The 14,489-nt window shown below is 73.4% G+C and carries 15 protein-coding genes; 9 read left to right on the forward strand and 6 right to left on the reverse strand.

Annotated elements, in window-relative coordinates; translation table 11 throughout:
- Positions 1-26: 26 nt before the first annotated feature.
- Together lpdA and JNO54_RS08460 are read right to left on the reverse strand one after the other, a co-directional pair.
- Positions 27-1,418, reverse strand: a complete 1,392-nt coding sequence (gene lpdA, locus JNO54_RS08455) for a dihydrolipoyl dehydrogenase (protein ID WP_204143504.1) — start codon at positions 1,416-1,418, stop codon at positions 27-29.
- Between the two features lie 52 nt (positions 1,419-1,470).
- Positions 1,471-3,000, reverse strand: coding sequence for a leucyl aminopeptidase (locus tag JNO54_RS08460; protein WP_307818127.1), 1,530 nt, complete (start codon positions 2,998-3,000; stop codon positions 1,471-1,473).
- A gap of 70 nt (positions 3,001-3,070) precedes the next feature.
- Between JNO54_RS08460 and gcvT the strand changes: the two genes are divergently transcribed.
- Together gcvT and JNO54_RS08470 are read left to right on the forward strand one after the other, a co-directional pair.
- Positions 3,071-4,177 (forward strand): glycine cleavage system aminomethyltransferase GcvT, encoded by a 1,107-nt coding sequence (gene gcvT / locus JNO54_RS08465; RefSeq protein WP_204143506.1) that lies wholly within the window; start codon positions 3,071-3,073, stop codon positions 4,175-4,177.
- Positions 4,174-4,380 (forward strand): hypothetical protein, encoded by a 207-nt coding sequence (locus tag JNO54_RS08470; protein WP_204143507.1) that lies wholly within the window; start codon positions 4,174-4,176, stop codon positions 4,378-4,380. The genes gcvT and JNO54_RS08470 overlap by 4 nt, the downstream gene beginning before the upstream one ends.
- A 1-nt stretch (position 4,381) precedes the next feature.
- On the opposite strand, the gene JNO54_RS08475 is transcribed toward JNO54_RS08470, so the two are convergent.
- Both JNO54_RS08475 and JNO54_RS08480 read right to left on the reverse strand, forming a co-directional pair.
- On the reverse strand, positions 4,382-5,731 hold the full coding sequence (locus tag JNO54_RS08475) for a CoA transferase (protein WP_307818128.1): 1,350 nt from the start codon (positions 5,729-5,731) through the stop codon (positions 4,382-4,384).
- 4 nt (positions 5,732-5,735) lie between these two features.
- Positions 5,736-6,320, reverse strand: coding sequence for a DUF3043 domain-containing protein (locus JNO54_RS08480; RefSeq protein WP_204143508.1), 585 nt, complete (start codon positions 6,318-6,320; stop codon positions 5,736-5,738).
- Positions 6,321-6,375: 55 nt separating this feature from the next.
- On the opposite strand from JNO54_RS08480, the gene JNO54_RS08485 reads away from it, so the two are divergent.
- Positions 6,376-7,737: a dipeptidase gene (locus tag JNO54_RS08485; RefSeq protein ID WP_204143509.1), complete on the forward strand. Its 1,362-nt coding sequence runs from the start codon at positions 6,376-6,378 to the stop codon at positions 7,735-7,737.
- Between the two features lie 68 nt (positions 7,738-7,805).
- Here the strand turns inward: JNO54_RS08485 and JNO54_RS08490 are convergent, their stop codons facing one another.
- Entirely contained in the window at positions 7,806-8,861 is a 1,056-nt protein-coding gene (locus tag JNO54_RS08490; protein ID WP_204143510.1) for a tocopherol cyclase family protein, read from the reverse strand.
- A 43-nt stretch (positions 8,862-8,904) separates the two neighbouring features.
- On the opposite strand from JNO54_RS08490, the gene JNO54_RS08495 reads away from it, so the two are divergent.
- From JNO54_RS08495 to erpA, 6 genes are all read left to right on the forward strand, one after another.
- Positions 8,905-9,984 (forward strand): glutathione S-transferase family protein, encoded by a 1,080-nt coding sequence (locus JNO54_RS08495; RefSeq protein ID WP_204143511.1) that lies wholly within the window; start codon positions 8,905-8,907, stop codon positions 9,982-9,984.
- A 54-nt stretch (positions 9,985-10,038) separates the two neighbouring features.
- On the forward strand, positions 10,039-10,275 hold the full coding sequence (locus JNO54_RS08500; protein WP_204143512.1) for a hypothetical protein: 237 nt from the start codon (positions 10,039-10,041) through the stop codon (positions 10,273-10,275).
- Positions 10,272-10,811: a hypothetical protein gene (locus JNO54_RS08505; protein WP_204143513.1), complete on the forward strand. Its 540-nt coding sequence runs from the start codon at positions 10,272-10,274 to the stop codon at positions 10,809-10,811. The genes JNO54_RS08500 and JNO54_RS08505 overlap by 4 nt, the downstream gene beginning before the upstream one ends.
- A gap of 11 nt (positions 10,812-10,822) precedes the next feature.
- Positions 10,823-12,415: an aspartate:alanine exchanger family transporter gene (locus JNO54_RS08510; protein ID WP_204143514.1), complete on the forward strand. Its 1,593-nt coding sequence runs from the start codon at positions 10,823-10,825 to the stop codon at positions 12,413-12,415.
- 22 nt (positions 12,416-12,437) lie between these two features.
- Complete coding sequence (locus JNO54_RS08515; RefSeq protein WP_204143515.1) at positions 12,438-13,604, forward strand: glycerate kinase family protein; 1,167 nt, start codon at positions 12,438-12,440, stop codon at positions 13,602-13,604.
- 141 nt (positions 13,605-13,745) lie between these two features.
- Complete coding sequence (erpA, locus tag JNO54_RS08520; RefSeq protein WP_204143516.1) at positions 13,746-14,117, forward strand: iron-sulfur cluster insertion protein ErpA; 372 nt, start codon at positions 13,746-13,748, stop codon at positions 14,115-14,117.
- 88 nt (positions 14,118-14,205) lie between these two features.
- Here erpA and JNO54_RS08525 read toward each other — a convergent pair whose 3' ends face one another.
- Complete coding sequence (locus JNO54_RS08525) at positions 14,206-14,412, reverse strand: hypothetical protein (RefSeq protein WP_204143517.1); 207 nt, start codon at positions 14,410-14,412, stop codon at positions 14,206-14,208.
- Positions 14,413-14,489 lie beyond the last annotated feature (77 nt).

Raw genomic sequence — 14,489 nt, forward strand, 5'->3', positions numbered from 1 at the left:
GCTCGGTGGTCATCTTTGCAGGCGGCTCACGCGTGTGCGTGGAGGGGCCGTCCAGCGGCCAGCATCGCGGCCTCCCCGAGAGCCTCGCCCTGGGTCGGGTGGGCGTGCACGAGCGAGGCGACCTCCTCAGGGTGGGCCTCCCAGCCGACCATGAGCTGTGCCTCGCCGACGAGCTCGCTGACTCCGATGCCGACCATGTGCACGCCGAGCACCGGGCCGTCCTGCTCGCGGACGACGGTGATCGACCCGGTCGTGCCGCGGATGATGCTGCGCCCGTTGCCGCCGAGGGGGTACTGCACCGACTCGACCTCGTGGCCGGCAGCGTGCGCCTGCTCAGCGGTCATGCCGACCGAGGCGATCTCGGGGTCGCAGTACGTCACTCGGGGGATCTGCACGTCGAGGACCGGCGCGGGGGAGAGCCCGGCGACGTCCTCGGCGACGAAGATCCCGTGGCCGAAGCCGCGGTGCGCCAGCTGCAGGCCGGGCACGAGGTCACCGACGGCGCGGACGCCCTCGACGCTCGTGCGCAGCCGCTCGTCGGTCGTGACGAAGCCGCGCTCCGTGGCGACACCGGCCTCCTCGAGCCCGATGCCCTCGCTGCGCGGCCCGCGGCCGACGGCGACGATGACGAGGTCGACCTCGATCGGGTCGCCGCTCTCGAGCCGCACCGTCGCACCGGACCCGGTCGTGTCGACGCCGGCCACGCGCGCCCCGGTCAGCGCCGTGATGCCGCGCTTCTTGAAGGTCCGCTCGACGACCTTGCTGATCGAGGGTTCTTCCGCGGCGACGAGCCGGTCGAGGGCCTCGACGACGGTGACCTGCGCGCCGAGCCCGGCCATGACCGACGCGAGCTCGACACCGATGACCCCGCCGCCGAGCACCGCGACGCGGCCGGGGATCTCCTCGATCCGCAGCACCTCGTCGCTCGTCATGACCCGCGGCCCGATCTCGATGCCCGGCAGGGTGCGCGGCGCGCTGCCGGTCGCGAGGACCACGGTCCGCCCGACGAGCCGGCGCGCGTCACCCCCTTCGCCCACCTCGACGGTCGACGCGTCGACGAGACGCCCCCGGCCCTCGACGACCTCGGCACCCGACTGCCTCACCAGACCGGTCAGCCCCTTGAAGAGCTGCCCGACGACCTTGTCCTTGTACGCGTGCAGCGACGCGACGTCGACCCCGTCGAAGCTCGTCCGCAGCCCGAGCCTGGACCCGTGGCGCGCGGCCTCCGCGATCTCCGCGGAGTGCAGCAGGGCCTTCGTCGGGATGCAACCGCGGTGCAGGCAGGTGCCACCGACCTTGTCCTCCTCGACGAGCGCGACGGTCAGGCCGAGCTGGCGGGCCCGCAGCGCGCAGGCGTAGCCGCCGCTGCCGGCGCCGAGGATGACGAGGTCGTAGGTGCCGTCGGTCTGGGCCGTCATCGGCAGGGACGCTCCTTTGCGTCGAGTCGTGCAGGGATGGGGCGAAGGGGGGTCAGGCGAGGTTCTCGAGGTAGCGCAGCATCGTCGCCACGCCGACCCCGGTGCCGCCCTTGGTGAGGTGGCCGGCCGGCCCGCCGTCGCGGAAGGACGGTCCGGCGATGTCGAGGTGGGCCCACGGGATCGGCTCGCCCTCGGCGGTCTTGGCGAACTCCTGGAGGAAGAGGCCCGCGGTGAGCGCGCCGCCCCAGCGGTCGGCCTTGTGCGCGATGTCGGCGACGAAGGAGTCGAGGCCCGGGCGCAGGTCCGCGGGGAGCGGCAGCGGCCACGACGGCTCGTCGACCTCGGCCGAGGCCGTGGCGATCGCCGAGCGGACCTCGTCGTCGTTGCCCATGACGCCGTAGACGTCGGGGCCGAGCGCGACCATGCACGCGCCGGTGAGGGTCGCGATGTCGAGGATGACCTCGGCGCCGCCCTCGGCGGCCAGGCTCATGCCGTCGGCGAGGACCATGCGGCCCTCGGCGTCGGTGTCGAGGATCTCGACGGTCATGCCGTTGCGCATCGTCACGACGTCACCGGGGCGCTGGGCGTTGCCGCCTGGCATGTTCTCGGCGAGGCAGAGGTAGCCGGTGACGGCGACCGGCAGGGCGAGCTCGGCGGCGGCGACGACCGTCGCGGCGACCGCGGCGGCGCCGGCCATGTCGGACTTCATCGTCGCCATCGACGCGGCCGGCTTGATGCACACGCCGCCGGTGTCGAAGGTGATGCCCTTGCCGACGAGCGCGACCTTCTTGGCGCCGCGGGCACGGGTCGGGGTGTACGTCATCTCGACGATCCGCGGCGGGCGCGAGGAGCCCTGGCCGACGCCGACGATGCCGCCGAAGCCGCCCTTGGCGAGCGCCTTGTCGTCGAGGACCTTGAGGGTGACCTTGCCCGAGCTCGCGCCGACGACCTCCTTGACGGTGTCGGCGAAGGACTGCGGGTAGAGCAGGTTCGGCGCGGTGTTCACGAGGTCGCGGGCCCAGGCGACGGCCCGGCCGACGGTCTCGGCCTTGGCGAGGACGTCCTTGGGGGCGTGCGCCTTGCCGAGCGAGGTGCCGATCTCGATCGTCGCGAGCGTCTCCTCGGCGGGCTTCGACTTGTGCGCGGTGAAGGTGTAGGCGCCACCGAGTGCGCCCTCGGCGATCGCGGCCAGCCCGGTCGCGTCGTCGTGGGGGAGCAGGAGGCGGATGCTCGAGTCCTTGGCGCATGCGCGGGCGGCGTTGCCGGCGGCGCGGCGCAGGTCGTCGGTGCTCACGTCACCGTCGCCGAGACCGACGAGGAGGAGCTTCTTGGCCTTGAGGCCGGCCGGGGCCGGCGCGAGGGTCGTGGACCCGACCGACGTCGAGGGGTCGAGGACCTCGACGGCCGCGGCCACCCCCTTCGCCAGCTCGGCGCTCAGCTCGACGCTCGAGACCACCTCGGGCTCGGCCTTCGCGGCCTTCTTGCGAGAGCTCTTCGAGGCCTCCCCGGCACGCAGGCCGATGACGACGGTGTCGCCGGAGTAGGTGGAGAGGGCGCGGCTGCCGAGGGCAAGACGGGGCACGGTGGTCCTTTCGATCGCGGATGCTCCGCACGAGGCTATCCCGGATCGTGAGACGAGTAACCTCGGCCACATGACGCAGACCCAGCGCACCTCGCCCCTCCACCAGGCTCACCTCGACCTCGGCGCCAAGATGGCCGACTTCGGCGGCTGGGACATGCCGATCGAGTACCCCGGCGGTGGCGTCGTCGCCGAGCACAAGGCGGTCCGCGAGCGGGTCGGCATCTTCGACGTCAGCCACCTCGGCAAGGCGAGCGTCACCGGCCCGGGCGCCGCCGACTTCGTCAACTCCTGCCTCACCAACGACCTCGGCCGGATCGAGCCCGGCAAGGCCCAGTACACGCTGTGCTGCAACGACTCCGGCGGCGTCGTCGACGACCTCATCGCCTACCTGCGCGCCGACGACGACGTCTTCCTCATCCCCAACGCGGCCAACACCGCGACCGTCGTCGAGATGCTCCAGGAGGCCGCGCCCGAGGGGATCACGGTGACCAACCTCCACGAGGACTACGGCGTCATCGCGATCCAGGGCCCGAAGAGCGACGAGGTCCTCCAGGCCCTCGGCCTGCCCGTCGACCACGACTACATGAGCTACGACGACGCCGAGTGGGAGGGCGTGCCGCTCACCGTGTGCCGTACCGGCTACACCGGCGAGCGCGGCTACGAGCTCGTCGCGCCGGCCGCCGACACCCCGCGCCTGTGGGCGGCGCTCGTCGAGGCGATGGCTCCCTACGACGGCCTGCCGTGCGGGCTCGGCTCGCGGGACACCCTGCGCACCGAGATGGGCTACCCCCTCCACGGCAATGACCTCAGCCTCGACATCACCCCGGTCATGGCCGGCTCCGCGTGGGCCGTCGGCTGGGACAAGGAGACCTTCTGGGGCAAGGACGCCCTCGTCGCCCAGCGCGTCGCGAAGGAGTCGCGCATCCTCAAGGGCCTCGTCGTCACCGGCCGCGGCATCCCGCGCCCCGGGTGCGAGGTCAAGGACACCGAGGGCGCCGTCGTCGGCGTCGTCACCTCCGGCACCTTCAGCCCCACCCGCAAGGACGGCATCGCCCTCGCGCTCCTCGAGCGCACGGTGAAGATCGGCGACGAGGTCGTCATCGACGTCCGCGGCCGCGAGCTGCCCGCCGAGGTCACCAAGCCCCCCTTCGTCGAGGTGCAGGTGCGTCAGTCATGAGTGAGCGGTACTGGTGGCGCTACGACGGCCGGCAGGAGCGCCCCGGCGGGCCGCAGCAGTCCTGCGACTTCCCGACCCAGGCGGACGCCGAGGCGTGGTTCGCGCAGGAGTGGCAGACGCTCGCCGACGCGGGCGTCACCGACGTGACCCTCATGCGCGAGGAGGCCGAGGTCTACGGGCCGATGGGCCTCGACCCCGCCTGACTCACCGCCAGGTCAGCGGGTCCTCGCCATAGGGGCGGGGGAGCCAGGGGTGCTCGAGCGCCCGCCCGTCGAGGTCGAGCGGCGGCCGGACGTACCGCAGCGACCCGAAGGGGGAGTCCGCCGCGCGCAGGGCGTCGTCGGCCTGGGGGCCGGCCGGGTGCTCGCACGGTGGGAGTGCCATGAGCTCGGCGGCGGTGCGGGTCAGCGAGAGCCGCGCGCTGCCGCCCTCGCCCGTGGACCGGCGGTGCACGAGCAGGGCGATCGCGGCGGCGGCGACCCCGTAGCCGGTTGCGTGGTCGAGCGCCTGGACGGGCAGGGCGCCAGGCGAGCCGTCGGGGCCGCGGTAGACGTCGGCGATGCCGCACGCGGCCTGGACGATGCTGTCGAACCCGCGGCGGCCCGACCACGGCCCCTCGCCCCAGGCGTCGGAGGAGACGACCGCGAGGCCGGGTCGGTCCTGGAGCAGCGCCTCGGCCGAGAGCCCGTAGCGGGTGAGCGCGCCGGCGCGGTAGCCGAGCAGGACGACGTCGGCGTGCTCGAGGAGCTCGCGCACCCGGGCGAGCGACGCCGGGTCACGCAGGTCGGCGAGCGCCGACCGCTTCGCGAAGCCGGTGTCGAGGTGCTGGTCGAGGATCTCCGGCATCTGCGGCGGGTCGATGCGCAGGACGTCGGCGCCGAGGGCCCCGAGCAGGCGCGAGCCGGTCGGGCCGGCGATGACGCGGGTGAGGTCGAGGACCCTGACGCCGCCCAGGCCCGGCCCCTGCGGGACGGGACGCTCACCCCCTTCGCCCGGGGTGAGCGGAGCGCCCGAGGGACCATGGAGCTCGACCCACGGACCGACGGCAGCCGCCCGACCCTGCGGCGACGCCGACCACTCGGCCGGGGTCCGGACGGCGGCGGCGACACCGCCCGCGGCGACGACCGACTCCTCGACCTCGAGGGCGGACCGCTCGGACACGACGGCTGCGAGGTCACCTGTCGCCGCGTCATCGGACAGGCCCAGCGCGAGCCGGAGGGCGGCCGCGTGGTGCGGGTAGTTGCCATGGGTACGGACCCAGCCGTCCGCGCACCCCCAGAAGCCGGACCACGGGGCGAAGCCGGCCGCCGCGCGACCGTCCACCCGCAGGTGACGGAGGGAGTCGAAGGACGGCCCGACGACGTCCGCCGGGACGCTCGGGAGGCTGCCCGGGTCCCACGCCCGGAGCGCGGTCGCCGCGGACTGGACCGCGCCGAGAGCGAGCCCCTCGACGTCCAGCGGGCCCGCCCACCAGCGGCGCGGGCCGATGACCGTCGCCGGCTCGACCTGCCCCAGCACCGGCTCGAGCGCGCGGTGCAGGGGCGGGACGGTCACGGCCTCAGACGACCTTGGTGCCGCGCTCGACCATCGGGCGCGGCATCCGGGTGCGGCGCATCTGGAAGGAACGCATCACGCTGTAGAGGGCCAGGCCCTTGAGGTCGGTGTCCTCGCCGAACTTCGCGAGGATCTTCTTCTTCGTGCGGCGCCACGCGAGGACCGCGTCGAGGATCGCCAGGCCGAAGAGGACGTACACGCCGAGGAAGAAGAGGGTCGCGATCCGCGGGGCGAGGACCGAGAGGACGAGCACGGCGAGCATGAGGAGCAGGAGCAGCTCGCCGAGGTTGAAGCGCGCGTCGACGTTGTCACGGACGAAGCGGCGCACCGGGCCCTTGTCGCGGGGCGGCAGGTGCCGCTCGTCGCCGGTGACCATGGCCTGACGCATCTTTGCGGCCTCTTCACGGCGGCGGGCGCGGTCGGCGCGCTTGTTCTCCCGGGGGTTGTTCTGCACGAGGGGACGCTTGCGGGCGGCCTCCTGGTCGCGACGCCTCGGGGTCGGGCGGTTCTTCGCGCCCTCTCGCTGCGGGTGCGCGGCGGCCTGCTCGCTCTGGAGCTCGTTCTCGGTCTTCTTCTTGCGTCCCAGCACGGGGTCACTCTAGGTGGTCCTGCCGAGCCGACCCGCAGGCGGTAGCGTCGCGGCCGTGCCCGACAACACGCTCACCCCAGACCAGATCGACACCCTCCGTGGCCGCGTGCGCGAGCTCATGCCGGCGCTGCGGAGCGACCTCGAGGACCTCACGAGGATCCCGAGCGTGTCGTTGCCCTCCTTCGACCAGAGACACGTCGACGCCAGCGCCGAGGCCACCGCCGCGCTGCTGCGCGCCGAGGGGCTCGAGGTCGAGATCGTGCGTGAAGGGGGAGCGCCGGCCGTCATCGGTCGCGTCGCCGGCCCCGAGGGCGCACCCACCGTCATGCTCTACGCGCACCACGACGTGCAACCCCCCGGCGACGACGCCGAGTGGGACTCGCCCCCCTTCGAGCCGACCGAGCGCGACGGCCGCCTCTACGGCCGCGGCGCGGCCGACGACAAGGCCGGGATCATGGCGCACCTCGCCGCCCTGCGCGTGCACGCGGGCGCGCTGCCCGTCGGCGTCACCGTCTTCGTCGAGGGTGAGGAGGAGTACGGCTCCGACTCGCTGCCCGACATCCTCGCCGCGCACGGCGACAAGCTCGCCGCCGACGTCATCGTCCTCGCCGACTCGATGAACTGGGACATCGGGACGCCCGCCCTGACCACCTCGCTGCGCGGGCTCGTCCGGGCCGACGTCACCGTCCGCACGCTCGACCACGGCATCCACTCCGGGATGTTCGGCGGGCCCATGCCCGACGCCTTCTCCGCGCTCGTGCGGCTGCTCGCGACCCTGCACGACGAGGCCGGTGACGTCGCCGTCGCCGGGCTCACGTCGGGCGAGGCGAGCGACCTCGACTACCCAGAGGACCGGCTGCGCGCCGAGTCCGGGATGCTGCCCTGCACCGAGCTCATCGGCACCGGCTCGATCCTCTCGCGCCAGTGGACCAAGCCGGCCATGGCGATCATCGGCATCGACGCCCCGACCGTCGAGCGCTCCTCCAACACCCTCATCCCCTCCGTCCGCGCCCGCCTCTCCATGCGGCTCGCGCCCGACGAGGACCCCGCCGACGGCTTCGCCGCGCTCGAGCGGCACCTGCGCGAGCACGTGCCGTGGGGTGCCGAGCTGACCGTCGAGCAGGTCGACGCCGGCCCCGGCTTCTACGCCGACACCACCGGCCCGGTCTACGACGAGGCCCGCGCCGCCTTCCGTGACGCCTGGGACGGCTCCGAGCCGGTCGACATCGGCGTCGGCGGGTCCATCCCCTTCGTCGCTGCCTTCGCCGAGCGCTTCCCCGAGGCGGCGATCCTCGTCACCGGCGTCGAGGACCCCGACACGCGTGCGCACGGCGCCAACGAGTCGCTGCACCTCGGCGAGTTCGAGCGGGTGTGCGTCGCCGAGGCGCTGCTGCTCGCCCGGCTCGGTGCGATGTGACTGATCAGTAACGGGGCCTCTCCGGCGGTTGCCCCCGCATGTGAGGGGCAGCGGCTCCCGAGGTCCCGTTACTGAGCGGTAGTCGGTGAGGGGCTGCCGCCGCGCGTCGCGAGCTCTTCCTCTGCCAGGGCGCGACCTCCCAGCTCGAGGCCGGCCAGCTGGCTCTCGCCCCTCCAGACCTCACGGCCATGCTCGGCGACCCTCACCTCGATGTGGCCCACGAGGCTCTCGAGGGCGCCTGGTGCGTTGCGGCGCTCCTCGACGAGGGGGACCGGCAGGACGAAGGCCTGGCCCGGGTCGATGCTCGCGTCGACCTCGACCTGCCACCGGCGCGACCGGCCCCGCAGCTGCCAGTGCCCCGGGCGCGCCTCGGTCCGCACCGGCGACGCCCCAGGGTTGCCGAGGCGCAGGACGCGGCCGTCGGGCAGCGCGACGACGAGCGCGGTGACCTCCGTGGTCAGGCGCCGGCCGAGGACGGTCGGGCCCGCGGTGACCTGGCCGCCGGCGAAGGCCACGCACGTATCGCGCTCGGCGAAGCCCTGCGCCTGACCCCACCACCACGCGTCGGGAAACCCGCCGCGACCCCAGTTCTTCTCGCCGTAGACCTGCCAACCGTCGATGTCGACCCGCTCACCGTCGATGACGGCTTGACCGCGGGCGGTCCCACCGAGCAGCCACGGGTGCCAGTACTGGTTGAGGCCGGGCACGCTCTGGAAGAGGCTCGACCCACCGAAGCGACGGTGCGGCCACGGCCGGGGCGACTCGACGCTCACGTGCACCGCGCTCGCGCCGACGACCGCGTCGAGCCGGCGCGCGTCCGCGACGACGTGACCCTCACCTCCGTCGTCCCCGACGCGCACACCGAGCCGCTGCGGGTCGGCCCAGGCGCCGGCCAGCTCGGCCGTCGCGAGGTGACCGGACGGCTCGGCCGCGATGCCCACGGTCGCCCAGCGATCCCCCCTCGCCGGGCTGTTGATGCCGACGAGGGTGATGATCACCCGTCCGGTCGCCGGGTCGCTGAACCGCCAGAAGTAGCCCTCCATCGACACCCCGTGCCAGGGGAGCGGGTCGCCGAAGGGCAGGTCTGCGCCGGTGCGGCGGTATGTGTCGAGGAAGGAGGTCATGCGCCCAGCCTGCCCTAGGTGCACGTTCAACTAGCCTGGCCGCATGGCCCAGGGAACGTATGTCGAGCAGGAGTACAACCGCGACACCAGCTACATCGAGGACCGCATCGTCGCGGACCCCGACCCGGCGAAGGCTCCCGGGAGCGACACCCCGATCGGTGAGCAGCAGTGGCCGGTCGAGCCGGGCCGCTACCGCCTCGTCGTCTCGCGGGCCTGTCCGTGGGCCAACCGCGCGATCATCGTGCGCCGCCTCCTCGGTCTCGAGGACGTCATCTCGATGGGCGTCGCCGGGCCGACCCACGACGCCGACAGCTGGACCTTCGACCTCGACCCCGACCACCTCGACCCGGTGCTGCAGATCCCGCGGCTCAAGGACGCCTACGAGACCCGCTGGCCCGGCTACCCGCGGGGTATCACCGTGCCGGCGGTCGTCGACGTGCCGAGCGGCGGGGTCGTGACGAACGACTTCCCGCAGATCACCGAGGACCTCTCCACCCAGTGGCGCGAGCACCACCGCGAGGGTGCGCCGGACCTGTGGCCGCAGGAGCACCTCGAGGAGATGGCCACGATCAACAAGCGGGTCTACACCGAGGTCAACAACGGCGTGTACCGCTGCGGCTTCGCCGGCACCCAGGAGTCCTACGACGCGGCCTACGAGCGGCTGTGGACCGCGCTCGACTGGCTCGAGGGCCACCTCGCCGACCGTCGCTACCTCCTCGGGGAGCGCATCACCGAGGCGGACGTCCGGCTCTTCACGACGCTCGCCCGCTTCGACGCGGCCTACCACGGGCACTTCAAGTGTAACCGCTCCAAGCTCACCGAGATGCCGGTGCTGTGGGCGTACGCGCGCGACCTCTTCACGACGCCCGGCTTCGGCGACACGACGGACTTCGTGCACATCAAGCGGCACTACTACGAGGTCCACCGCGACATCAACCCGACCGGTGTCGTCCCGCAGGGACCCGACCTCACCGGCTGGCTCGAGCCGCACGGCCGCGAGAGCCTCGGCGGGTCGCCCTTCGGTGACGGGACGGCCCCGGGCCCGATCGCCGAGGGGGAGCGGGTGCCGGTCGAGCACAATCCCTTCGTCGACCCGGCGACGGGACTCGTCCGCCCCGCCTGAGGTCATGTCAACGGGAGGTTGACAGGCCTTCCTGCGTCAACCTACCGTTGACGCATGGCGAACCTTTCCAGCACCCGTCCCGGCTACGTCATGCTCGCGCTCGGGCTCGTGAGCGTGCTCCTCGCCCGACCCATCGGGTCCGGCTTCTTCCACGGCTTCTTCGAGGGGGCCGGCCTCGCGCTCATCATCCTTGGTGTCTTCTTCCTCGCCCGCGCCCTGAGGTGGTCGAGCAAGGAGCCCGACGAGGGCGCCCTGTGGCTGCCGAGCGAGGACGACAAGGCCGGCCGATGACCCAGGACCAGGCCCTCGCCGAGCGCATCGGGCGGGCCATCCTCGAGGACGCCGGGCTCGACCCCCAGGACCCCGCCGACCATCTCGCGCTCGTCGCCCGCGCCGCCGTCGCCGAAGGGGTGACCCGTGACCTCCTCCGCCAGTCCGTGGCGGCCGCCCGCGGCCACGGCCACAGCTGGGCCGCCATCGGCGGCGCGCTCGGCATGAGCCGGCAGGCGGTGCAGCAGCGCTTCGGCCAGTCGGGGGCCGAGGTCGCCGAGACGAAGGGGCAGACCCGCCGCCTCGGTCCGGTGACCGCCTTCGACGAGATGGCCGAGCTCGAGATCGCGGGGCGGCGCGGGTGGCGGACCGTCGGCGCCGGGATGCTGTTCCATGTCGTCGCGCGCACCGGCACGCAGTGGGAGCACCGGCGGGTCGCGTGGACCCGGCCGACGAGCCGCTACCTGCGGGACGGCTGGGTCGTGGGCTGCCGGGCCTTCCCGTGGCTCTACCTCGTGCGAGACACCGGGATCCCCGCGGAACCAGACCCGTCCTAGGCTGGTGACCCATGGGACCCGCACTCGACCTCCTCGGCAGGGAGCCGGTCCTCCTCCTGATGATCCTGCTCGCGGTGGGCTCGGTGCTTGGCGCCGTCCGCCTCAAGCGGGTCCACCTCGGCCCGGCCGCCGTGCTCTTCGCCGCGATCGGTGTCGCCGCTTCCGGGGCGGCCGCCGAGACCCCGCTCCTCGTGCCCGAGGTCGTCGGCACGCTCGGCCTCGTCCTCTTCACCTACACCGTCGGTGTGGTGTCGGGGTCGAGCTTCTTCGCCTCGCTCCGCACCGGCTGGCGGCCGATGCTCGCCGTCGTCATGATCTTCCTCGGGGTGGCCGCGGTCGGCGTCCTCGTCGGACGTCTCCTCGGGCTCTCCAGCCCGGTCATCGCGGGCTCCTTCGCCGGGGCTCTGACCAACACCCCGGCGCTGGCCGCCGCCACCGAGCGCTCCGGCGACCCGGTCGGCCCGACGATCGGCTACTCGCTTGCCTATCTCTACGGCGTCGTCGGCATGCTGCTCACGAGCCTGCTCGTCCTGCGCCACGAGAGCGCCGACTCGGGTGCCGAGGAGCCGCTGACCAACAGCACCGTGCGGGTCGACACCGACGAGATGGTCCCGGTGGGGGCCCTGCTCACGATGCACCCCGGCCGTCTCGTCGTCTCCCGCCTGCGGCACGGTGAGGAGGCACCCGTCGAGCTCCCCTCGGAGTGGACGGTGCTGCAGCGCGGCGACCTCGTCGGTCTCGTCGGTCCGGCCGAGGTCGTCCGCGAGGTCACCGAGCGCATCGGGCACCCCTCGACGCACACGCTCATCGACCACCGCGACTACGACTACCGCCGGATCACCCTGTCCAACCCGCGGCTGGCGGGCCGCACCCTGCGCGAGCTGCACATCGACGAGGACTTCTCGGCGAACATCACGCGCGTCCGCCGCGGCGACGTCGACCTCGTCGCCCACGACGACTTCGTCGTGCAGATGGGTGACCGGCTGCGCGTCGTCGCCGCGAAGGACCGCATGGACGCCGTGACCCGCCACCTCGGCGACAGCGAGCGAGGGCTGAGCGACATCAACCCCATCGGCTTCGCCCTCGGCATCGCCGTCGGTGTCGCCATCGGCCTGATCGAGGTGCCGGTCCCCGGCGGCTCCTTCAGCCTCGGGGCCGCGGCCGGCACGCTCCTCGTCGGGCTCGTCTTCGGCCGCCTCGGCCGGGTGGGCCCGGTCGTCGTGTCGATGCCGAACTCGGCGGCGACGACCCTGTCCGTCTTCGGCATGCTCACCTTCCTCGCCTACGCCGGCTCCCGGGCGGGGGAGCGCTTCGCCGAGGCGATCACCTCCGACATCGGGTGGAAGGTCGGCGTGCTCGGCTTCGTCATGACCACCCTGGCCGCCGTGGGCATCGGGCTGGTCGGCCGTTTCCTGCTGCGCACCCCTCCGCGCGAGCTGGCCGGCGTCCTGGCCGGCAGCCAGACCCAGCCGGCCGTCCTCGCCTTCGCCAACGAGCGCACCGGCTTCGACACCCGGGTCGGCCTCGGCTACGCCCTCGTCTACCCGGCCGCGATGATCGCGAAGATCCTCATCGCCCAGATCCTCGCCGGCCTGCCGGGCTGAGCCGACTCGGTACCCTCACGACGTGCACGTCCTCATCGCGCCCGACTGCTTCACCGGGACCCTCACCGCGACCCAGGCGGCCGGGGCCATCGCCGCCGGCTGGCGCAGCAGCGCCCCCGACGACCTCCTCACCCTCCTGCCGCTGAGCGACGGCGGCCCGGGCTTCCTCGACGTCGTCTCGGGCGCGCGCGACGGCGAGACGGTCGCCGTGACCGTCCCCGACCCTCTCGGCCGTCGCGTCCCGGCGGCGGTCTTCCTCACCGAGGACGAAGGGGGGCGCACAGCCTGGGTCGAGAGCGCGCAGGCTGTCGGTCTGCACCTGCTCGAGGCCTCGGAGCGCGACCCCGCGGTCACCTCCTCCGCCGGCCTCGGCGACCTGCTCCTCGCCGCCGTCTCGGCCGGTGCCCGCCGGGTCGTCGTCGGTCTCGGCGGGTCGGGCACCAACGACGGGGGCGCCGGGATGATCGCGGCGCTCGCCGGTCGTCAGGAGGGTCTGCTCGCCGGGGGAGGGCTCGGCCTGGCCTCGGTCGCGCCCGACGACGTCGCGGGCGTCGTCGACGCAGCCCGTGCGGCCCTCGCCGGGGTGGAGATCGTGGCCGCCACCGACGTCGAGGTGCCCCTCCTCGGGCTCGACGGGGCGAGCGCGAACTTCGCGGCGCAGAAGGGTGCGAGCCCCGAGCTCGCCCAGCAGCTCGAGGGCGCCCTCGGCCACTTCGTCTCCGTCCTCTCCGGCGTCCACCCGGCCCCGACCGACCTGCTCACCGGGCGTCCGCGCCGCCTCGACCGCGAGCCGGGTGCCGGCGCGGCCGGCGGGATCGGCTACGGCCTGCTCGTCCTCGGCGGACGTCGGGTCAGCGGGGTCGACCTCACCCTCGAGGCGGTCGGCATCGACGAGCTCATCGCCGCCGCCGACCTCGTCGTCACGGGGGAGGGATCGCTCGACTGGCAGTCCCGGCAGGGCAAGGTCGCCAGCGGCGTGTGCGCCGCCGCGGGCCGTCACGGCACCCCCGTCGTCATCATCGCCGGGCGCGTCCTGCTCGGGCGCCGCGAGGCGATGGCCATGGGGGCGAGCGGCGTCTACGCCGTCGCCGAGAGCCTCGCGGAGGTCGACGCCTCGCTCGCCGACCCCGTGCCGCGCCTCACCGACCGGGCCGCCCGGGTCGCCCGCACCTGGTCCCCCCGCCGCTGACCCCCCTTCGTCTCTTGTCGAGCGTTGACCTCCCAGCCTGCTGACGTACATTGGTCGGGCGGGAACATCCCCGCCGGGTCCGCTGTTGGGCCCTGCTGACGGGCACCACTGCCCGCACCCCCGAGACACGTGAGGTTTGAGATGAGCGTCCAGGACGAGACGAACGTTGCCAGCACCACGGAGGAGGCGCACGGTGTCCTCCTGACCGACGTCGCCGCCGGCAAGGTCAAGTCCCTCCTCGAGCAGGAGGGCCGGGACGACCTGCGCCTGCGCGTCGGCGTGCAGCCCGGCGGCTGCTCCGGCCTGATCTACCAGCTCTACTTCGACGAGCGCACCCTCGACGGTGACCTTGTCCGCGAGTTCGACGGTGTCGAGGTCGTCGTCGACCGGATGAGCGCGCCCTACCTCACCGGTGCGAGCATCGACTTCGCCGACACCATCGAGAAGCAGGGCTTCACGATCGACAACCCCAACGCGGGCAGCTCCTGCGCCTGCGGGGACAGCTTCAGCTGACCCGTCCCGCACGCACGAAGGGGCCGTCACCGGATCACCGGTGACGGCCCCTTCGTCGTGACGTCGTTGTCACGAGGTCGAGCTGGGCTCAGACGAAGAAGAGCTCCCTCGGGACGAGGGTGCGAGCCCGGTCGGGGACGGAGAAGTCCGTGGGGTGGGGGGCCCAGCCGAGGCCGGTCGCCGGCGCGTGCGAGCCCAGGGCGGGGGAGTCCCACACCCGGGCCCCGGTGGTGGCCAGCTCGCTGATGCTCCCGCTGTCGAGCCCGTCGAACGCTGTCGGCTGCATCTCGCTCATGCGGCCACGATAGCGAGGTCTTGTGACGCACGCCACAACCCCTCGGCGGGCGGGCGTGGCGGCTCGACGCCCGGCGG

It is taken from the genome of Janibacter endophyticus, from assembly GCF_016888335.1.
Classification (GTDB): Bacteria; Actinomycetota; Actinomycetes; order Actinomycetales; family Dermatophilaceae; genus Marihabitans; species Marihabitans endophyticum.